We start from the raw sequence: 19,364 nt of genomic DNA, 5'->3' as shown, positions 1-19,364 counted from the left end.
TCTCCCCTTCCCTGTTCGCGACTCTGCCCCCGCGAAACGCGCGGCGAAAGCCTGCCGCCGGGACTTTCGTGCTTTGGTCTTAGGTCAGCAGCTTTTGCAGCATGGTCAGCAGATCCTCGGGGCGGATCGGTTTTTCCAGCACCGGCACGCCCATCTGGCCGCAGGCCCGGCTGAGTTCCGAGGCACGCCGGGCCGAAACGACGATGGCCGGCAGCGCGCGACCCGCCGCCTCGCGCAGCGCCATGATCGCATCCAGCCCGGTGTCGCCATTGTCGAGATTGTAGTCAGCAATCACCACATCCGGGGGCTCATCACCCATCTGCGCCAGCGCCTCGGCAATGCCGCCTGCGACGCGCGGCACCATGCCCAGCTGGTCCTTGAGCACCAGTTGCAGGGCGCGGCGCATCGCCTCGTCATTCTCGACCACCAGCGCAACAAGGCCGCGCAGCAACGGCGCCGTATCAAACCGCTCGGGCCGCGTCGGCTCGCATCCGGCCAAGATCAGCGGCAGGCTGACACGGAACACGGTGCCGCGCCCAGGTTCGCTGTCCATGGCGATCGGGTGGCCAAGCTTGGCACAGGCACGGCGCACGATAGACAGACCCAGCCCCATCCCCGGCGCGCTGTTTTCGCGCCCCAGGCGCTGAAACTCATCAAAGATGCGGGCACGGTCTGCGGCGGCAATGCCGATACCGGTGTCATAGGTTTCCAGCCAGGCGCGCTCACCACGTTTGCGAACACCTACCAGAACGCCACCGTGCTCGGTGTATTTTATCGCATTCGAAATGAGGTTCTGCGCAATCCGCCGCAGAAAGGTCGGATCGCTTTCCACCACCGCCGAGGTCGGCGCAAAGCTTAGCCGCAGGCCTTTGGCTTCGGCCATCGGCGCATATTCGACGGCAAGGCGGCGAAACAGCTCACCCAGATCGACGGGCTTGCGCTGGAACTCGATGCGCTGACTGTCGAGGCGTGAGATATCCAGCACCGCGTGCATCAGCTCTTCGACCGATTCAAAGGCACCGGACAGGCGGTCGGTCAGTTCGCGCTGCAACGGATCCAGCGAGGTGTCCTTGAGCGCCGACAGAAACAGCTTGGCCGCCGAAAGCGGCTGCAACAGATCATGGCTTGCCGCGCGCAGAAAGCGGGTCTTTGAGCGGTTCGCCTCTTCGGCGGCAGCGCGGGCGACGGCCAGTTCACGATTGCGCTCGGACAGGTCGGCCAGCGCCTGCTCAAGCTCTCGGGTACGGGCCTGAACCTCTTGTTCCAGCGCCACGGCGGCCTGAAACATCGACCATGCCGAGCCGCGGCTTTCCTCAAGCCGGTCGATGCGTTCGACCAGCACATCGGCGATGCGCGTCAGCTTTTCGACCCGCCGGTGCGGGCTGTCGTCGTCGCGCAGAAACATCTGTCAGCTCGGCGCCGGTGGCATCAGCGCCATGCCGACAAAGGTCTGGTTCACATGCATGCCGCTGTATTGCTCACCATAGGTGTTGAAACCAGCCACGCGATAGCGGGCGAAAAGCTCGGACATCTCCTTGTCCATTCCCGCCCGCTCCAGCGCCAGTCGCCGCAGCACGCAGTCAAAGCCCAGAACCATCAGCGGCGGACGGGGCAGCGCGTCCAGCGTTTCGGCAAAGCCGCGCGTCATGTCCATCGCCTGCCCGATGGTCAGGATATGGCCGGCCTCGATCCCGGACAGCAGTTGCAGCCCCCCTTCGGGCGTAACCGCACGGATGGCACGGACGTGATGGCGCCGCCCGGTCTTGAGAAGCAGCGGGTGGCGGGCGAATTCGGTCGGTGTCAAGGCCTCGACCGGGATACCGGCCAGCCGGGCATATTCCTGTGCCGCGGGTTCGTCGTTCAATTGCTGGATGACACGGCTGTGCCGGTCAGCCGCGGTCACCACCGCGCGCCGGTCCGTGGGGCTGAAGTGCTGGAATGAAACCTCGGTCGCCACAAGGTCGGTCTCGATCAGCAAGAACAGCGCCGCACCGGGATGGGCCACGCCATCGACCATCTGACAGGTCGGCTCAAAGCGCATGCCCTCGGCACTGGACCCTCCGACGATAGGCAGGCCGGGGATCGCCGCATCAAGCGTCGCGGTCAGCACATCCTCTTGCCGGGCCAGCGCATCAGCCAGCAGGACGCCAAAGCTGGAGCGGCGCAGACCAGGGCGGAAATCGGCGTGAAAGCTGCGCAGCGTCGCCATCCATTCCGACACCGGCACCAGCGCCTGATCGCGCAAAAGGCAGACCCCGACCCGGAAACTGGCCGAAGGAAAACCCAACGCCGTCACCGTCCTGGCGCAATAGCCCTGTGGCCCGATCTCGCCCACGGATGAGCAGCCGACGACACGGCACCCCTCGCCCATGGCTTCGCGCAAGGCCGTGCCAAGGGCGGGCAGCCCCTCGGCGGGCATGCCGAAAAGCAGAACCAGCGCCGGTTTCAGCGGTGCCATGGCGGCGGCGATGCGCTGTGCGGTATCAGGACCGTCGGCCGGTTCAGACACGGCAATCGGCGCAGGCGGAGGCCGCCTGACCTGCTGGTCGGCGGCCTCGCTTTCGCCGGACCCCCGGCTGCCCGGCCATGGTTCGGGCGAGGCAGAGCTCATGCCGGGTCGAACAGCCTGACGCTATTGGCCAAAAGCACCGCCTGAGTGCGGCGGCGGGCGTTGATCTTGGACATGATCGCGGTGATGTGTGTCTTGACGGTGGCCTCGGCGATGGACAGCTCATAGCTGATTTCCTTGTTCGCCTTGCCCTGACAGATCAGCCGCAGGATTTTCATCTGCTGCGGCGTCAACGTTGCGAATCGGCGCGCCAGCTCGGCGCGGGCCGCGTCCTCTTCTCCGTCATGGTCGGGCTGATAGCTGTCGGGGGTTACCCGCTCACCCTCCCACATGCGGCGCAGGCTGTCGACCAGCGCCTCGCGGCCCAGGGACTTGCTGATATAGCCCTGTGCACCTGCCGCCATGGCGGTCGAGATCATCGCATTTTCCAGATCGGCCGAGATCATGGTGATTGGCACATCCGGGATCTGGCGCCGCAGGATGACAAGCCCTTCGGCACCCTTGGCATCCGGCAGGTTCAGGTCCAGAATCACCGCATCCGGCGCGCCCTGGTTGCGGATCTGCTCTTGCGCGGCAGCCAGGCTGCGCGCAGTGCGCACATTCCTTAGCCCAAAGCTGATCTTCAATGTCAGGGCTAAGGCGTCACACATCAGCGGGTGATCGTCCACGATCAGGATTTCGCGGACTCGGTCAGCGGTAAGCCTTGGCGTTGCGGCACGGTCATGCGACTGCATTTCGGCTGAGGCCATCGTTCTCCTCCCAAAGAAACGACAGAGGGCCGGGGATTGGCAAGCCGGCCTTGATGCGGCCATCTTAAGACCGCAGCCCGCTGGCGCAAGCCTGTTGGACCGTCGGGTACCATCTGTCTACAACTTCGGTGGTATTGGACGAAACTCCGGGCCATGGCAATTTGACCGTATCGATGGGGGAAAAGACCATGCAATTCAGCCGCAGAACCACCCTCCTGGCGGGGGCCGCGGCCCTTGTCGGGCTGGCCCTGCCTGCCTACTCACAAGGCAATGCCCGACTTCCCACCATCCGCATCGGCACGCTGGAGAACGGCACCGTCAACTGGGAAATCGAAACGATCCGCCGGCGCGGCCTTGATGTCGAGAACGGCTTTCGCCTGCTGCCGCTGATTCTGGCCGGCAATCCCGCCACTCAGGTCGCCATGCAGGGCGGAGAGGTCGATACCATCGTCTCGGACTGGCTGTGGGTGGCCCAGCAGCGTTCGCGCGGGACAGGATTCCGCTTTCTGCCCTACTCTACTGCCGTTGGCGGGGTAATGGTGCGCGCCGACAGCTCGGTGCAGTCGCTGGCTGATCTGAAGGGCAGAAAGATCGGCATAGCCGGCGGCCCGGTCGATAAAAGCTGGCTGATCCTGCGCGCATGGTCGCGCGAAAAGCTGGGAGAGGATCTGGCAGGCGTCACCGAGCAGGTATTCGGCGCGCCGCCGATGATCCTGAACGCCGCCGAAACGGGCGAAGTCGATGCCGCGATCAACTTCTGGCATTTTCAGGCCAAGATGAAGGCACGTGGCATGCGCGAGATCATCAATGTCGAGACAGCGGCCAGCGATCTGGGGCTGGATCCTTCGACGCCGCTTCTGGGCTATGTGCTGCGCGATGAATGGATCACCTCGAACCCGCAATTGGCCGAAGGGCTGGCCCGCGCCTCGCGCAGCGCCAAAGACATCCTCGCCAGGGATGATGCCGCATGGCAGGATCTGCGCCCGATCATGGAGGCCGCCGATGATGCCGAGTTTGAGGCGTTAAAGGCAGGCTGGCGCGCCGGTATCCCCGCCCATGGCCCGGTCGATGCCGAAAACGCGCAAAAGATGTTCGCCACCATGGCCGAGCTTGGCGGGGACGAGCTGACCGGAGGCGTCACCGCCCTGCCCGAAGGTCTGTTCTGGTGGCCGGAGTAAGGCTGGCGTGACGCAGACGCAGAACTCTCGTCCATCGCGTCCCGGTCTTGTGCCGGGGGTGCTGTCGGTCCTTGCCATGCTGGTGCTGTGGACGCTTGCCTCACAGCTGACCGACCGGCCCCAGACCCTGCCCGCACCATGGGAGGTAGCGGCGCGGATCCTGCGGCTTGCCTCGGGGGGCGAGCTGTGGCTGAACGGCGGCATGACCCTGTTCCGCGTCGCGGCAAGTTTCGCGCTGGCGATGGCGGCGGGAATGGCGCTGGGCCTGTGGATGGGGCGCAGCCGGGCAGCGGATCATTGGCTGAACCCCGGCCTGATCATCCTGCTGAATGTGCCGGCGCTGGTGGTGATCGTGCTGTGCTACATCTGGATCGGCCTGAACGAAACCGCCGCCATCCTGGCCGTCGCACTGAACAAGATCCCGGTCGTAACGGTAATGATCCGTGAGGGCACGCGGGCGCTGCGCCCCGATCTGGACGATATGGCCCGTGTCTTTCGCATGTCACCCCTGACCCGGCTGCGTCATATCGTGCTGCCGCAGCTTGCGCCCCATATCGCCGGGGCGGCGCGGGCAGGTATCTCGCTCATCTGGAAAATCGTGCTGGTGGTCGAATTCCTGGGCCGCTCAAACGGGGTGGGGTTCAAGATCCACCTGCTGTTTTCCAGCTTTGATGTCGAGGGCGTGCTGGCCTGGGCTTTGGCCTTTGTCGCCGTCATGCTGGCGATCGACCTGTTCCTGCTGCGCCCGGCAGAACGCCGCGCCAATCGCTGGAGGCAGGATGCGGCTTGACCTTGAAGCGAAATCCTTTGGTCCCCGGCAGGTGCTGGGGACGCTGACACTGTCCGTCACGCGGGGCGAGCGGCTGGCTATTCTGGGACCTTCTGGCATCGGGAAATCGACGTTGCTGCGCATCCTCGCAGGGCTGGACCGGCAGTATCAGGGCCAGTTGCAGGGTGCCGAACGCCTCGCCATGGTATTCCAGGAGGCGGTGTTATTGCCATGGCGCGATGCAGTAGCGAACATCACCCTGCCCACCGGCTGCGACGCAACGACTGCACGCGACTGGCTTTCAGAGGTCGGGCTTGAGGGGCATGAGACGAAATTCCCCCGCCAGCTTTCGGTTGGCCAGCAGCGGCGGCTGGCGCTGGCGCGCGCCTTTGCCGCCGGACCGGATATCCTGCTGATGGACGAACCCTTTGCCTCGCTTGATGCCGCGACAGCGGCACGAATGCTGGCCCTGACCGATGCGCTGCTGAACCGGACCGGCGCGGGGGCTGTACTTGTCACCCATGACCCGGCCGAGGCGCGCACACTGGGGGCGCTGGCCCTGCATCTTGGCGGCTGTCCGGCCCGGTTTCAGAAAGACTGATCCCAGACCCGGCCTTCGGTATCCTCGGCATGAACCGTGACCGGCCCCTGCCCGGGTGTATGCGCAAAGCGAAAGACCGGATCCTCGGAAATCGAAATCCCGGCATCCATGGTGAACAGCATGGCATCACCCTGTTTCACCTCAAGCGTCTGGATGAACTCGGCCGGGATGGTCAAAAGCGTCACCTGATCGCGCTGCAGGCCCGAAAAGTTGGGATGCCGGATCATCAGCGTGCCAATCTGGCGGCCTGCGTCCTCGGCCTGACGAAAGCGCATCTCGCCCATGGTGGCGCGCACCTCGTCCATGCTTTTGCCCGCCGGGGCCGCACAACCGCCCGAAGCCTTGACATAGCGCCCCGCCATCACCTTGCGCCCGTCGGCAAGCGTGGCGATGGCGCGCAGGTCGGAATAGCTGTCGACCCGCACCCGCACCTCAAAATCCAGGGGCATCAGCGCCTCGCCAAAGGTGAACTCGGCCGCGACCGGGGCGGGGTTGCCGTCCACCACCAGCGCCAGGGACCGGATCGCCGGGGCCCCGGGCGGCTGGGTGATCCGCACCGGCACCAGCGCCGGGTTGTCGGCGCGCGGCGGCGCGTCAAGGTCAAAGATCGCCGGGTCGGTCGGCGGCTCTTCCTCGGTGCCGATGACGGCAAGCCGCATGTCGTCCCACAGGGGCGAGGGCTGCATCGGGTTCGTCACCCCGGCCACCGCAGCACCCGAAGCAAGGATCAGCGCCGTCAGCAGAACAGCCGGTCTCATGATCGCTTCTCCCTCGTCATGCGGCGATAGACCAGAACGGTGGAATCGCTGGCCGCCTCGGCCTCGGTATTGGCGCGCAGCCGGGCGTTCAGGGACGAGCGTGAACAGACCGGATCGGTCGCCCGCGGGTCATTGGCCAACGCCATGGCCTGACAACGGCAGCCGCCAAAGTCGATCTCGCGCCGGTCGCATGAGGCACAGGGCTCGGGCATCCAGCCGGTACCGCGAAACGCGTTGAATGCCGCGCCGTCATGCCAGATCCGCGCCAGCGGCACCTCACGCACGTTTTCAAACGTCAGCCCCGCGATGGTCTGCGCGGCATGGCAGGGCAGGACCGTGCCATCGGGCGCCACGTTCAGCCCGGTCGATCCCCAGCCGCCCATGCAGCTTTTCGGATAGGCCGCCAGATGGTCGGCGGGCACATAGTCGATGACCATACGGCCCAAAAGACGGCGGCGGGCCTCATCCACCACCTCGCGCGCACGGACTGCCTGCGCCTGCGTCGGCATCAGCGGGCGGCGGTTGAGGTCGGCCCAGCCGTGAAACTGGACGGTCGCCACCTCGATGCGGCGGCAGCCCAACTGCTCGGCAAGGTCGATCATCTCGGGCAGGCGGTCGAGGTTCTGACGATGGACCACCGCATTCAGCGTCAACGGAAAGCCCAGCGCGCGCACCCATTCGGCCACCTGCATCTTGCGGGAAAAGCTGCCGCCATAGCCGCTGATCCAGTCGGCCGTCTCGGCGTCGATCCCCTGCAACGACAGCTGGACGTGATCCACAATACCATCCAGTTCACGCAGCCGCGCCTCGGTCAGGCCGATGCCCGATGTGATAAGGTTGACATATAACCCCGCATCCCGGGCCGAAGCGGCGATCTCGGTCAGGTCACGACGCGAGGCGGGCTCACCCCCCGACAGATGCACATGCAGCACCCCCAGATCGGCGGCCTGCCGGAACACATCGGCCCATTCCGCGGCCCTGAGCTCGGCACTGACCCGCGTCAGCTCGACCGGGTTCGAGCAATAGGGACAGGCCAGCGGACAGCGATGCGTCAGTTCGGCCAGCATCGCCATGGGCAGGCCGACGCTGACCGGGTTGCCGTCGATGTCGCGGGGAACGCAATCGCCTCTCATGCCGCGCCTCCGTCCAGAAACACCATACGCCGGTCGACCAGATCACGCAGAAACTCCTGCACATCGCCCTCGATCTGTTCGGCCGGGGCGTCATAGCGGGAACAAAGCGTCAGGATCACCTCGGCAAGGCTGCGCTTGCCGTCCAGCTCTGACAGAATGGCGTGGCCGACCGGATCAAGCTGGATCACCCGCTCGGGCGCCAGCAACACGCGCAAACCGCGCACCCGGTCGTCATGCAGCCTGACCCCGCGCGGCAGATAGGGCACCGCAGCGCCGCTGATGCGCGCGCCGCTCATGAAACCGCAGCAGCAGCAAGCGCCGGGTTCAACATCCCCTCGCCCGGCTGCCATGCGCCCGGGGGAATACGGCCTTCGACATAGCCATGCCACAAAGCGTCAAGCTGGGCCCACAGAACGTCGGTCTTAAAGGTCAGCGCCGCAGCCGCCGCGTCCTGTTTTTCCCGCGTGTCAGCATGGTCAAGCACATAGGTCAGGCCAAATTCGACATCCTTCGGGGCCTCGCTCAGCCGGTTACGGAAATAGGCAAGACTGGCCTCATTGGCGAAATCGTAATGCCTCAGCAGACCCTCGATACGCTCGGCATGAATCCTGGGCGCAAACATCTCGGTCAGGCTGGCGGCCACCGCATCAAGCAAGGGCATGTCGCGCACGAAACGGACATAGGCATCGACGGCAAAGCGCGTTGCCGGCATCACGCCCACCCCGCTTGCGACGTAATCGGGATCAAGCCCGACGGCATGGGCCAGCGCAAGCCAGCGCCGGATTCCGCCGCCCTGATCGGGATCACCGTCGTGATCCTCGATCCGGTGACGCCAGATGCGGCGCAACTGCGGGTCCTCGACGCGCGACATGAAGGCGGCGTCCTTCATCGGGATGCGCGACTGATAGTACCAGCGGTTGATCACCCATGCCCGCACCTCGTCCGGCGTGCATCGCCCGCCGTGCAGGCGTTTATGGAACGGGTGACGGTCATGGTAACGCTCGGCGCCGATGCGGCGCAGACGCTCATGAAATCCGGCGCGGGTCTGCGCGTGGCGGTCGGCTGATGTCATGGCACGATCTCCATGCCGTCATGGCCAACCTGCCAGCCTGCCGCCTGCGCCTCGGCGCGCTCGGGGCTGGCCGGATCGACCAGAGGGTTGGAATTGTTCAGATGCACATAAATGCGCGCGCCCAGATCAAGGTCGCGCAGCGCCTCAAGGCTGCCGCCGGAACCCGAGACCGGGACATGTCCCATCCGCCGCCCGGTCTTGGCGCCAAGACCCGCGCGCAGCATCTCGTCATCGGTCCAAAGGGTGCCGTCAAACAGCAGCGCATCCGCCCCCGAGATCCGCGCCCGCAGCCAGTCAGGCACCGAGGCACAGCCGGGGATGTAAAAGACGCGTCGCCCTCTGGCAGTCAGCTCGACCCCGACGGTCTGTTCTCCGACAAGATCGGTTCGGACCTCGTCGCCCTCAAGGTAAAGCGGCACCTTGCCCGGCACGGCAAAAAGCGTCGCGCCAAGGCCGGGCGCAAGTTCAAAGCGGGTGTCAAGCGTCACCGCCCGCCGCAAAACCAGTTGCGGGTTCAACGCCGACAGTATCGGATTAGCCGCCAGCACCGCATGGATAGCTGGCGTGGCGAACAGGTCGAACCCCTGCCCTTCGCGCAGGGTCAGCAATCCGGCGACATGGTCGATATCACCATTGGTCACCAGAACCGAACAAATCGGAGAGCCGCGCAACCCCTCGGGCCGCAGGGCAGGCGTCACGGCCAATTGCTGGCGCAAGTCGGGCGAGGCGTTGACCAACGCCCAGTCCCGGCCATTTGCGGAAACGGCAATCCCGCTTTGGCTCATGGCGGGAATGCGCCCTGCACGCGCGGCGTCACAGTTGCGGCAGCCACAGTTCCACTGCGGCACGCCACCGCCAGCGCCGGTGCCGAGAATCACGATGCGCATGGGAAAGGCTCCGGCAGGCCCGGCACCCGATCAGGTGGGAACCGGGCCCGGGTTGTCACCGGCGGGTCAGAACAGGACCGGCTCGTCCTCGGCCGGGGCATACATGTTGATTTCCATGCCGCAGGTGATTTCCTTCGGCGCGGGTTTGGTCCAGGCCATATGGGTCTCCTCCTCCAAAGCGTCCACAGCAGATGCGGACAGCCCGATGTTAGGCTGCTTGCGCCATCAGTCAACGCGCCAAAGGTCGTAGATGGAACACGGCGCGACGCTGTGCTAGCCTGCCTGTCCGAAAGGAAAGCGGATGTTTCATCTGGTGCTTGCGGCCTGTCTGGCCGCCCACCCCGACGCCTGCAAATCGCGCCTGCTGCCCGCCGGCGATGCCCAGACGCGCGAGGATTGCGAGGCACGGGCCGATCCCATTGCCCGCGACTGGCTGGCCCGCCACCGCGATCTGGTGGCCAACGGCGGGACGCATTGCGTCGAAGCCTCGGAACTGCCTGCCCTGACCGTGCAAGAGGTGGCGCCGGGGGTTCATGTGCATCAAGGCGTGATGGCGCAGATTTCACCCCAGAACCGCGGGCGGATCGCCAACCTTTCGTTTATTGTCGGCGATACGGTGGCGGTGATCGACGCAGGCGGCAGCCGGGCCGAGGGTGAGGCGCTTTACGCCGCGATCCGCCAGATCACCGACAAGCCGGTCAGCCATCTGATCCTGACCCATATGCACCCCGATCACATCCTGGGCGCCGAGGTGTTTTCCGAGGCTGGCGCCACCATCATCGCCGATGCCCGCCTGCCCGAGGCGGTGGCGCGGCGCGCGGAAAGCTGGATGGCCTCGACCGGGCGGCAGATCGGCGCGGCCGCCTTTGCAGGCACCAAGATCGCCCCGGTGGATCAGAAGGTCGAGGCACCGCAGACCCTTTCCCTGGGGGCTCGTCAGTTACATCTTGCGCCCGTCCCAGCCGCCCATACCGGCAGCGACATGACCGTGCTGGACGAGGAAACCGCGACGCTGTTCACTGGCGATCTGGTGTTTCTGGGCCTTACCCCCTCGCTTGACGGGACGCTGGCGGGCTGGCTGAACTGGATCGGGCAAAAACCAGATCCCGAACCGGCACTGATCGTCCCCGGCCATGGCCCGGTTTCCGAAAGTTGGGACGAGGCCGTGACGCCCGAACGCCACTACCTGACGACGCTGCGTGACGAAACACGCAAGGCGATCGCCGATGGCCTGCCCCTGTCGCAGGCGATTCCAGCCATCGTCGCCGGAATGAAACCCGTGTCAGAGGGCTGGGCAGATTTTCAGGCCACCACGGCGCGCAATGCCGCCGCTGCCTATGCCGAACTGGAATGGGAATAGATTGCCTCGCCCGCGCTCAGGTGTAAGAAGATTGTTGCGCGCATAACGGAGTACGGGCAATGGCATATCTGGTTCGGCAAGGTCTCTTCGCCGCAATCCTGGGCGGTTTGATCGTCTCGGGCAGCGCATGGGCGCAGGACTGGCAGATTCCCGACCGACGATTGTCGCTGCAGCCGGATACCGACCTGCCCGGAGGCGATCTGGGCCCGATCTTTGACACCACGCTGCAAGCCTGCGTGCAGGCCTGTCTTGCCAATGCCGACTGCCGCGCGCTGACCTATAACGAACGCGCAGGTGCCTGTTTCCCAAAGGGCGCTGACACCGGCGCGCCCACCGCTTTTGTGGGGGCGATCTCGGGCCGGGTCGTGGCGACCTCGGCCGAAGAGCGTCTGCGCGCGGAATCGCGCTCGGCCGCCGCACCCTTTATCGCCGCGACCGATCACGAAGCCGCACGTAATCAGGCGCGAACCTTCCCCGCCATGCATCCGGCAATCGGCCCAAGCGCCACCGCCCAGATGGCCGTCGAGGCCGAGAACGGCGGCGGCCTGCTTTACGCCTCACAGCTCATGGCCTCTCTGGTCGCGCGCGACGACCGGGCCGAGGACTGGACGAACCTTGCCCGGCTGACGCTGTACATCAGCGATCAGGGCGACCGTCAGGCGTCGTCCTCGATCGCCAATATGGCAATCAACGGCTATCTGCGCGCGGGCGAGGATGCGGTCGCGGCGCGGGCGCTGTCGTGGCTGGCCATGGCATGGGAGCGGCTGGATCGCGGTCGCGATGCGCTGGCGGCACTGCGCCTGGCGGCAAAACTTTCGCCCGGCGACGGCTCGATCGCGCAGGCGCTTGAGGAATCCGAAGCCCGCAACGGCATGCGCATCACCAATACGCAGATCGAGGCCGAGGGCCGGATGCCGCGTTTCTGCGCCATCATGTCCCACAAACTGTCCGAGGCCACCGATTACGCACAATTCCTGCGCCTGCCCGGTCGCGACCTGACGGTCGAGGCCAGCGGCGACCGTCTTTGCGTTGCCGGGCTGACCCACGGGCAAGAGGTCGAACTGACGCTGCGCGCTGGCCTGCCCTCGGCCGATGGCGAGGCACTGGCACGCGATGTCACGCTTAAAGGCTATGTCCGCGACCGCGCGCCCTCGGTGCGTTTCCCCGGCCGCGCCTATGTGCTGCCCGCCTCGGGCGATCAGCGGCTGTCAATGGTCACGGTCAATGCCGACACGATCAGCCTGCGCCTGCTGCGCATCTCGGACCGTAACCTGATCCGCGCCATGGCCGAGGACATGTTCGCCACACCTCTGGACAGCTGGCAGGCGGATTACTTCAGCGACCGCATGTCGCGCGAGATCTGGAAGGGCACGGCACAGGTCGCCAGGCCCATGGGTCAGCAGACCATGAACCAGGAGCTGACGACCAGCCTTGCCATCCCCGCAGAGGTCGGTCCGCTTGAACCCGGTATCTATATCCTCGAAGCCGGGATCGAGAATGAAAGCGTGCAGGACACTGGCCTTGCAACGCAATGGTTCGTGATCTCCGACTTTGGGATTTCGACCTTCTCGGGCGCGGACGGGCTGACGGTCGCGGTGCGCAGCCTTGCCGATACTTCGGCCAAGGCCGGGGCCGAGGTGGCGCTGATCAGCCGCTCGAACGAAGTTCTGGCCAAGACAGTAACCGACGATCAGGGCGTTGCCCATTTCGCGCCGGGCCTCGCGCTTGGCAAAGAAGGCGCCGCCCCAGCACTGGTTACCGTGACCGAATGGCAGGGCGACGGGGCCGAACGCGCGCCGCGTGACATGGCCTTCCTGTCGCTGTCCGATCCTGAATTCGACCTGTCGGATCGCGGGGTCGAGGGCCAGCCGCCTGCGCCGCCCATCGACCTGTTCGTGACCACCGACCGCGGCGCCTATCGCGTCGGCGAGACGGTGAATGCCACCATCCTTGCCCGCAATGCCGAGACAAGGGCGCTTGAAAACCTGCCGCTGACCGCCGTGATCCTGCGTCCCGACGGGGTCGAAGCGACGCGCCTGCCTGCACAGGACGCCGGCGCGGGCGGCAGCACCGTCAACTGGCAGATCCCCGGCAACGCCCCGCGCGGCACCTGGCGGCTGGAACTGCGGACCGAGGCGGACGGCCCCGCTTTGGCGACCGCCCGCATACTGGTCGAGGATTTCCTGCCCGAGCGGATCGACTTTACCCTGCGCCTGCCGGAAGGCCCGGCCCGCGCGGGCGACCAGCTGGATCTGTCGCTGTCGGCGCACTGGCTCTTTGGTGCGCCGGCTGGCAACCTGCCGGTCGAAGGGCAGTTGCGCCTGTCGCCGACCCGCAGCCTGCAAGGATTTGATGGCTATGTCTTTGGCCGCCACGACGACGACACAGCGCCTGTGACCGAAAGCCTGCCCGCCGGTGTCACCGAGGCACAGGGCGGGTATGAGACGCAGATCCCGCTGCCCGAGGCTGAACAGCTTGGCGCACGCCCCGTTCAGGCCGAGGTGGTGGTCGACATCCGCGAAGGCGCGGGCCGCCCGGTCGAGCGCACCGAATCGCGTATCGTCATGCCCGAAGCCCCGGTCGTCGGCATCCGTCCGATGTTCGAAGGCGATACAGTTTCAGAAGGCACCGAGGCACGCTTTGCGCTGATGGCGGTCGGCCCCGACCTGAAACCTGAGGCTCAGCCGGTGCGCTGGGTCCTGAACCGCATCGACACCGAATATCAGTGGTACTCGCTCGGCGGCCAGTGGAACTGGGAGGTCATCACCAGCCGCACCCGCATTACCGAAGGCGTGGCAGAACCGGGCGAGTCCCCGGCCGAGATTTCGGCCCCCGTCGAATGGGGCGAATATGAACTGGTGGCGGAGCTGGCCTCGGGTCAGGGCGGTCCCAGCTCGGCCCGGTTCTATGCTGGCTGGGGCGCTATCGCCAATTCCGGCACCGAGACACCAGACCGGTTGAAGGTCGTTCTGGACAAGCCCGCCTATCGCAGCGGCGACACCGCACGCGTCCGGGTCGAGGCCGCCAGCGACGGGCTGGGCCTCGTCTCGGTCCTGTCGAACCGGCTGGTGTCGATGCAGACCGTGGCGCTGAAGGCGGGCGACAATACCGTGGACCTGCCCGTCACAGATGAATGGGGCGCCGGCGTCTATATCACCGTCAGCGCCATCCGTCCGCTGGGCGACACCAAGCCCGGCGACCGCCAGCCGGTCCGGGCGCTGGGTCTGGCCCATGCCGCAGTTGACCCGGGCGATCGCCAGCTTGCAGCCAGCTTTGAAGCCCCGGCCGAAACCCGGCCGCGCGGCGTGATTCCGGTCACGCTCAAGGTTGATGGCGCGGCAGGCGAAACCGTTCATGCCACCATCGCGGCTGTCGACCAGGGTATTCTGAACCTGACGCGCTTTCAGCCGCCGAACCCCTCGCAGCACTATTTCGGCCAGCGTCGTCTGGGCGTCGCGCTGCGCGACCTTTACGGGCGTCTGATCATGCCGACGGGCGCCCCGGATGGCGCGCTGCGCGAAGGGGGTGACGCAAACCTTGCCGGCAGTACCGAGGCACCTCCGCCCACCGAAAAGCTGATGAGCTGGTTCTCGGGGCCCGTCACGGTGGGCGCGGATGGCAACGTCACGGTCGAGATCCCGGTCGGAGACTTTAACGGCGAAGTGCGCCTGATGGCCGTGGTCTGGTCCACCAAGGGCGTCGGCCAGACCGATGCCTCGGTTCTGGTGCGCGATCCGGTGGTGATGACCGTCACCGCCCCCGCCTTCCTTGCCCCCGGAGACCGGGCACAGGTCGGGCTGCGCCTGACCCATGCCTCGGGTCCTGCGGGCGAGGTGCGGCTGGCGGTCGAACAGGTCAGCGGCTCGGCTCCGCTGACGACCAGCCTGCCCGTGGACAGCGTGACGCTGGCCGAAAAAGCCGAGGCGCAGGTCCAGATGCCCGTCACAGCAGGCGAGGCCGAAGGGATTGCCAATCTGCGGCTTACCCTGACCACGCCCGATGGCGAGGCACTGACCAAGGATATCGCCATCCCCGTTTCGCTGAACGAGGCCGATATCCAGCGTCAGGACCGTCTGGTCATCGAGCCGGGCCAAAGCCTGACCATCCCGCCCACGCTGATGCAGTCCATGCTGCCAGGGGCCGAGGTGACGGCCGCGCTCGGCCCCTATGGCCGGCTGGATGTGGCGGGCGCCCTGATGCGGCTTGCGCGCTATCCCTATGGCTGCACCGAGCAGCTGACCTCGGGCGCGATGCCGCTGCTTTACCTGCCAAGCCTTGCCGCCGCCGAAGGGATGGAGGGCGAGGACACCTCAAAGCAGGTCCAGCGGGCAATCGACCAGATCCTGACCCGCCAGAGCTCGAACGGCGGTTTCGGCCTGTGGTACGCGGATTCCGGCGATCTGTGGCTTGAATCCTATGTCACCGACTTCCTGTCGCGGGCACGGGCTGCTGGCTATCGGGTTCCCGACACCGCATTCGACATGGCGATCAACAACCTGCGCAACCGCGCCAATTACGCTACCGAACCCGGGGCCGCCTCGGCCGATGAAAACGCCGCCCTTGCCTATGCACTGACTGTACTTGCGCGTGAACGGGCGGCGACGGTGGGTGATCTGCGCTATTATGCCGATACCGCAGCCGGGTCATTCTCGACCCCGATGGCGGCGGCGAACCTTGGTGCGGCACTGGCCTCTTACGGCGACCAGCAGCGGGCGGACCGGATGTTCACGCAGGCGCACAACCTGCTGAACCTCGGCGCGCCCGAGGCCTATTCCTATCGCGCCGATTACGGCACCAAGCTCCGCGACGGTTCTGCTGTTCTGGCACTGGCGGCCGAGGCAAAAACGCAGGCGATTGATACTACCGACCTGTCCGGCCAGATCGCCCAGCGTATCGCCCACGCCGAAGAGGCCGGACGCAGCCTTTCGACGCAAGAAGCGGTCTGGACGGTGCTGGCGGCGCAATCGCTCTTTAGCTCGACCCCGGCGGCGACGCTGAACGGGGTGGCGCTGAATCAGCCGGTGGTGAACCTGCCTGCGGACGCCAGCATCGCCAATAACGGCGACCGCCCGCTTGAGGTGACGCTGACCGCGACCGGCAAGCCGCAAGGCCCGGTTGCGGCGGGTGGGAAAGGCTACACGATCTCGCGCAGCTATTTCAGCATGGAGGGCAGCCCGCTTGACCCCGAGACGGTGAAGCAGGGCACCCGCATGGTGGTGGTGGTCGAGGTCTATCCGCACTCCGAAGGCGGCGGGCGTCTGGTCATCGCGGACCCCTTGCCCGCAGGGTGGGAAATCGACAACCCGAACCTGCTGCGCGCAGGCGATGTGTCGTCGCTCGACTGGCTTGAGGCAGAAACCTCGACCGAAATGTCCGAGTTCCGCGCCGACCGCTTTGCCGCAGCGCTGACCTGGACCTCGGCGGAAAGCTTCAAGCTGGCCTATATCGTCCGCGCCGTGACGCCCGGCGATTTCCGCCAACCCGCCGCCAGCGTCGAGGATATGTACCGGCCCGAATACCGCGCCTGGTCGGACAGCGGCACGGTGACGGTCACCCCTTAAGCCAAAAGGGGGACGAAAGCATTGCTTGCCCCGCGACGTCGGGGCGGGCAATATTCCGGGAATCGTGTAAGGAAGGGAGGAAGCCTTGCCCGAGACCCGCCCGGTTGCATCACCCCCGCTGCGCCACGAAGACCGCGTGGTGCAGGCCTTGCAATCGCCCGCCGCTGTCAGCCGGCTGGCGGCAAGCTGGCGCCGCTCGATGCTCAAGCACGGGCTGGACCCGACGCGTCCGCCCGAACCCCGCCGCCTGACCGAGCGTGAACTGTCCGGGCGGATCGAGCGTATGGACCGTTTCATCGCCGTCGCCCGGCCACAGCTTGACCAGCTGTTTCAACTGGTCTGCCCCACGGGCTGCAACCTGCTGCTGACAGATGCGGACGGCATCGTGCTGGAACATCGCGTCAGCGAGGGGGATGCCGCGACCTTTCGCGGCTGGGGCCTGTGGCGCGGCATGGACTGGTCCGAAGAGGTGCAGGGCACGAATGGCATCGGCACCTGTCTGGCCGAAGGTCGGCAGGTCACCATCCACCGCGATCAGCATTTCTATGCCCGCAACACCGGCCTGTCCTGTATGGACGCCCCGATCTGGGGACCGGACGGGCGGATCATCGCTGCACTCGACGTCAGCTCTGCGCGCGCCGATCACACCGAACGCCTGAACGCGCTGATCGCCGCACAGGTTGCCCATAGCGCCCGGGCGATCGAGGCCGCGTTCTTTCGCGCCTCGTTCCCCGGCGCGCGCATCATCACCGCCGGGGCCGAAGGTGCCGAGGACGGAACGCTGCTGATCGCGGTGGACAAGGATGATCTGGCCATCGGCGCAAACCGCGCCGCACGCCGCGCCTTTGGCCTTGAGAAAGAGGGGCAGTTGCGCCCCCGCCCGGCCGCCGACCTTTTAGGCCGCCAGGACGAAGGGTCAGGCTTTGAACGCGCCGAACGTGCAGCCGTGATTCGTGCCCTTGCGCGGACACAGGGGAACGTCTCGGCCGCGGCGCGTGCGCTGGGGGTCGGGCGTGCGACGCTGTACCGCCGCATGGCACGGCTGGGGATCGAGGAAAATCCGGGGCGAGTGTCTCGCCCCTGAAACACATCGGCGCGGCGATGCAGCCCCCCAAGTTGACCGGTTACGGCGCGCACCCCACCCTTTCAGGCAACCGGCAGGAGGAGCCGGGATGAGAGGAGAAACAAGATGCCGAACGATCAGACGCATCCCTTCCGGGGCGTGAACGCGCTGCCTTTCGAGGCACGCTATGACAACTTCATCGGCGGCAAGTGGGTGGCGCCTGTCTCGGGCAAGTATTTCACCAACACCACGCCGATCACCGGGGCCGAAATCGGCCAGATTGCGCGTTCGGATTCCGGCGATATCGAGCTGGCGCTGGATGCCGCCCATGCCGCCAAGGAAAAATGGGGCGCAACCAGCCCGGCCGAGCGCGCGAATATCATGCTGAAGATCGCCGACCGGATGGAGCAGAATCTGGAACTGCTCGCCACGGCCGAAACCTGGGACAACGGTAAGCCCATCCGTGAAACCATGGCCGCCGACCTGCCGCTGGCCATTGACCATTTCCGCTATTTCGCCGGGGTGCTGCGCGCTCAGGAAGGCGCGATCAGCCAGATCGACGATGACACCGTAGCCTATCACTTCCATGAGCCGCTGGGTGTCGTCGGCCAGATCATCCCGTGGAACTTTCCGCTGCTGATGGCGTGCTGGAAGCTGGCCCCCGCTTTGGCTGCCGGCAACTGCATCGTGCTGAAACCCGCCGAACAGACCCCGGCCAGCATCATGGTCTGGGTGAACCTGATCGGCGATCTGCTGCCCCCGGGCGTCCTGAACATCGTCAACGGTTTTGGGCTTGAGGCAGGCAAACCTCTGGCTTCGTCGAGCCGCATCGCCAAGATCGCCTTCACCGGGGAAACCACCACCGGCCGGCTGATCATGCAATATGCGGCTGAAAACCTGATCCCGGTGACGCTGGAGCTGGGCGGGAAATCCCCCAACATCTTCTTTGCCGATGTGGCGCGCGAAGACGACGACTTCTTCGACAAGGCGCTGGAAGGCTTTGCGATGTTCGCGCTGAACCAGGGTGAGGTCTGCACCTGCCCGTCGCGCGTGCTGATCCAGGAATCGATCTATGACCGGTTCATGGAGCGCGCAGTCCAGCGGGTCAAATCCATCAAGCAGGGCGACCCGCGCGAAAGCGACACCATGATCGGCGCGCAGGCGTCGAGCGAGCAAAAGGAAAAGATCCTCAGCTATCTCGACATCGGCAAGAAAGAAGGTGCCGAGGTTCTGACCGGCGGCAAGGCAGCTGATCTGGGCGGCGAACTGTCGGGCGGCTATTACATCGAGCCGACGATCTTCCGCGGCCATAACAAGATGCGCATCTTCCAGGAAGAGATCTTTGGTCCGGTGGTCTCGGTCACGACCTTCAAGGATCAGGCCGAGGCGCTGGAGATCGCCAATGACACGCTTTACGGCCTTGGCGCCGGTGTGTGGTCACGCGACGCCAATACCTGCTACCGCATGGGCCGCGGCATCAAGGCGGGTCGGGTCTGGACCAACTGCTATCACGCCTATCCCGCCCATGCGGCCTTTGGCGGCTACAAACAGTCGGGCATCGGGCGCGAGACGCATAAGATGATGCTCGACCATTATCAGCAGACCAAGAACATGCTGGTCAGCTATTCACCCAGGAAACTGGGCTTCTTCTGACCGACAGGGCG

General features: G+C 65.8%; 16 protein-coding genes. 7 read left to right on the top strand and 9 right to left on the bottom strand.

Going from position 1 to position 19,364, the window contains the following annotated elements; translation table 11 throughout:
- Nucleotides 1–79 precede the first annotated feature (79 nt).
- Genes M511_RS10910 through M511_RS10900 form a run of 3 tightly spaced genes read right to left on the bottom strand, consistent with a single transcriptional unit; the run spans nucleotide 80 to nucleotide 3,318 of the window.
- A complete protein-coding gene (locus M511_RS10910) occupies nucleotides 80–1,405 on the bottom strand; it encodes an ATP-binding response regulator (protein ID WP_010397697.1) in 1,326 nt (441 codons plus the stop codon).
- Nucleotides 1,406–1,408: 3 nt separating this feature from the next.
- Complete coding sequence (locus M511_RS10905) at nucleotides 1,409–2,611, bottom strand: FIST N-terminal domain-containing protein (RefSeq protein ID WP_085502200.1); 1,203 nt, start codon at nucleotides 2,609–2,611, stop codon at nucleotides 1,409–1,411.
- Nucleotides 2,608–3,318: a response regulator transcription factor gene (locus tag M511_RS10900; protein WP_010397695.1), complete on the bottom strand. Its 711-nt coding sequence runs from the start codon at nucleotides 3,316–3,318 to the stop codon at nucleotides 2,608–2,610. The genes M511_RS10905 and M511_RS10900 overlap by 4 nt, the downstream gene beginning before the upstream one ends.
- A gap of 188 nt (nucleotides 3,319–3,506) precedes the next feature.
- Between M511_RS10900 and M511_RS10895 the strand changes: the two genes are divergently transcribed.
- The 3 genes from M511_RS10895 to M511_RS10885 are packed head-to-tail and all read left to right on the top strand — an operon-like array spanning nucleotide 3,507 to nucleotide 5,866.
- Entirely contained in the window at nucleotides 3,507–4,496 is a 990-nt protein-coding gene (locus M511_RS10895; RefSeq protein WP_085502199.1) for an ABC transporter substrate-binding protein, read from the top strand.
- A 7-nt stretch (nucleotides 4,497–4,503) separates the two neighbouring features.
- Entirely contained in the window at nucleotides 4,504–5,286 is a 783-nt protein-coding gene (locus M511_RS10890; RefSeq protein ID WP_010397691.1) for an ABC transporter permease, read from the top strand.
- Entirely contained in the window at nucleotides 5,276–5,866 is a 591-nt protein-coding gene (locus M511_RS10885) for an ATP-binding cassette domain-containing protein (protein ID WP_010397689.1), read from the top strand. The genes M511_RS10890 and M511_RS10885 overlap by 11 nt, the downstream gene beginning before the upstream one ends.
- Here the strand turns inward: M511_RS10885 and M511_RS10880 are convergent.
- The 6 genes from M511_RS10880 to pqqA all read right to left on the bottom strand — a co-directional run bounded on the left by M511_RS10880 (nucleotide 5,854) and on the right by pqqA (nucleotide 9,875).
- On the bottom strand, nucleotides 5,854–6,624 hold the full coding sequence (locus M511_RS10880) for a quinoprotein dehydrogenase-associated SoxYZ-like carrier (protein ID WP_010397686.1): 771 nt from the start codon (nucleotides 6,622–6,624) through the stop codon (nucleotides 5,854–5,856). The two genes, M511_RS10885 and M511_RS10880, sit on opposite strands and share 13 nt — an antisense overlap.
- Nucleotides 6,621–7,757, bottom strand: a complete 1,137-nt coding sequence (pqqE, locus tag M511_RS10875) for a pyrroloquinoline quinone biosynthesis protein PqqE (protein WP_010397685.1) — start codon at nucleotides 7,755–7,757, stop codon at nucleotides 6,621–6,623. Before pqqE ends, M511_RS10880 begins: the two co-directional genes overlap by 4 nt.
- Nucleotides 7,754–8,053 (bottom strand): pyrroloquinoline quinone biosynthesis peptide chaperone PqqD, encoded by a 300-nt coding sequence (pqqD, locus tag M511_RS10870; RefSeq protein ID WP_010397683.1) that lies wholly within the window; start codon nucleotides 8,051–8,053, stop codon nucleotides 7,754–7,756. The genes pqqE and pqqD overlap by 4 nt, the downstream gene beginning before the upstream one ends.
- Nucleotides 8,050–8,829 carry a pyrroloquinoline-quinone synthase PqqC gene (pqqC, locus tag M511_RS10865; RefSeq protein WP_085502198.1) on the bottom strand — a complete coding sequence of 260 codons (780 nt, stop codon included), beginning with the start codon at nucleotides 8,827–8,829 and terminating at the stop codon, nucleotides 8,050–8,052. The genes pqqD and pqqC overlap by 4 nt, the downstream gene beginning before the upstream one ends.
- Entirely contained in the window at nucleotides 8,826–9,716 is an 891-nt protein-coding gene (gene pqqB / locus M511_RS10860; RefSeq protein ID WP_010397679.1) for a pyrroloquinoline quinone biosynthesis protein PqqB, read from the bottom strand. Before pqqB ends, pqqC begins: the two co-directional genes overlap by 4 nt.
- Nucleotides 9,717–9,782: 66 nt before the next feature.
- Nucleotides 9,783–9,875, bottom strand: coding sequence for a pyrroloquinoline quinone precursor peptide PqqA (gene pqqA / locus M511_RS10855; protein WP_010397677.1), 93 nt, complete (start codon nucleotides 9,873–9,875; stop codon nucleotides 9,783–9,785).
- A gap of 142 nt (nucleotides 9,876–10,017) precedes the next feature.
- On the opposite strand from pqqA, the gene M511_RS10850 reads away from it, so the two are divergent.
- From M511_RS10850 to adh, 4 genes are all read left to right on the top strand, one after another.
- Nucleotides 10,018–11,076, top strand: coding sequence for a quinoprotein relay system zinc metallohydrolase 2 (locus M511_RS10850; protein ID WP_085502197.1), 1,059 nt, complete (start codon nucleotides 10,018–10,020; stop codon nucleotides 11,074–11,076).
- 59 nt (nucleotides 11,077–11,135) lie between these two features.
- The gene (locus M511_RS10845) at nucleotides 11,136–16,637 is read left to right on the top strand and encodes an alpha-2-macroglobulin family protein (RefSeq protein WP_085502196.1); all 5,502 of its coding nucleotides are present in this window, start codon (nucleotides 11,136–11,138) and stop codon (nucleotides 16,635–16,637) included.
- An 85-nt stretch (nucleotides 16,638–16,722) separates the two neighbouring features.
- Entirely contained in the window at nucleotides 16,723–17,721 is a 999-nt protein-coding gene (locus tag M511_RS10840) for a helix-turn-helix domain-containing protein (protein ID WP_085502195.1), read from the top strand.
- 105 nt (nucleotides 17,722–17,826) lie between these two features.
- The gene (gene adh / locus M511_RS10835) at nucleotides 17,827–19,353 is read left to right on the top strand and encodes an aldehyde dehydrogenase (RefSeq protein ID WP_085502194.1); all 1,527 of its coding nucleotides are present in this window, start codon (nucleotides 17,827–17,829) and stop codon (nucleotides 19,351–19,353) included.
- Nucleotides 19,354–19,364 lie beyond the last annotated feature (11 nt).

The organism is Paracoccus sp. J56 (assembly GCF_019633685.1).
GTDB classification, from domain to species: Bacteria; Pseudomonadota; Alphaproteobacteria; order Rhodobacterales; family Rhodobacteraceae; genus Paracoccus; species Paracoccus kondratievae.
Note: the sequence above shows the minus strand (reverse complement) of the source record. Positions and strands in the feature narration are given on the sequence as shown.

Coding starts and splice junctions, on each gene's coding strand:
- M511_RS10885 (WP_010397689.1), top strand. CDS start 5,276: ATGCGGCTTGACCTTGAAGCGAAATCCTTTGGTCCCCGGCAGGTGCTG.
- adh (WP_085502194.1), top strand. CDS start 17,827: ATGCCGAACGATCAGACGCATCCCTTCCGGGGCGTGAACGCGCTGCCT.
- M511_RS10850 (WP_085502197.1), top strand. CDS start 10,018: ATGTTTCATCTGGTGCTTGCGGCCTGTCTGGCCGCCCACCCCGACGCC.
- pqqE (WP_010397685.1), bottom strand. CDS start 7,757: ATGAGAGGCGATTGCGTTCCCCGCGACATCGACGGCAACCCGGTCAGC.
- pqqD (WP_010397683.1), bottom strand. CDS start 8,053: ATGAGCGGCGCGCGCATCAGCGGCGCTGCGGTGCCCTATCTGCCGCGC.
- M511_RS10910 (WP_010397697.1), bottom strand. CDS start 1,405: ATGTTTCTGCGCGACGACGACAGCCCGCACCGGCGGGTCGAAAAGCTG.
- pqqA (WP_010397677.1), bottom strand. CDS start 9,875: ATGGCCTGGACCAAACCCGCGCCGAAGGAAATCACCTGCGGCATGGAA.
- M511_RS10905 (WP_085502200.1), bottom strand. CDS start 2,611: ATGAGCTCTGCCTCGCCCGAACCATGGCCGGGCAGCCGGGGGTCCGGC.
- M511_RS10880 (WP_010397686.1), bottom strand. CDS start 6,624: ATGAGACCGGCTGTTCTGCTGACGGCGCTGATCCTTGCTTCGGGTGCT.
- M511_RS10900 (WP_010397695.1), bottom strand. CDS start 3,318: ATGGCCTCAGCCGAAATGCAGTCGCATGACCGTGCCGCAACGCCAAGG.
- M511_RS10845 (WP_085502196.1), top strand. CDS start 11,136: ATGGCATATCTGGTTCGGCAAGGTCTCTTCGCCGCAATCCTGGGCGGT.
- M511_RS10895 (WP_085502199.1), top strand. CDS start 3,507: ATGCAATTCAGCCGCAGAACCACCCTCCTGGCGGGGGCCGCGGCCCTT.
- pqqC (WP_085502198.1), bottom strand. CDS start 8,829: ATGACATCAGCCGACCGCCACGCGCAGACCCGCGCCGGATTTCATGAG.
- pqqB (WP_010397679.1), bottom strand. CDS start 9,716: ATGCGCATCGTGATTCTCGGCACCGGCGCTGGCGGTGGCGTGCCGCAG.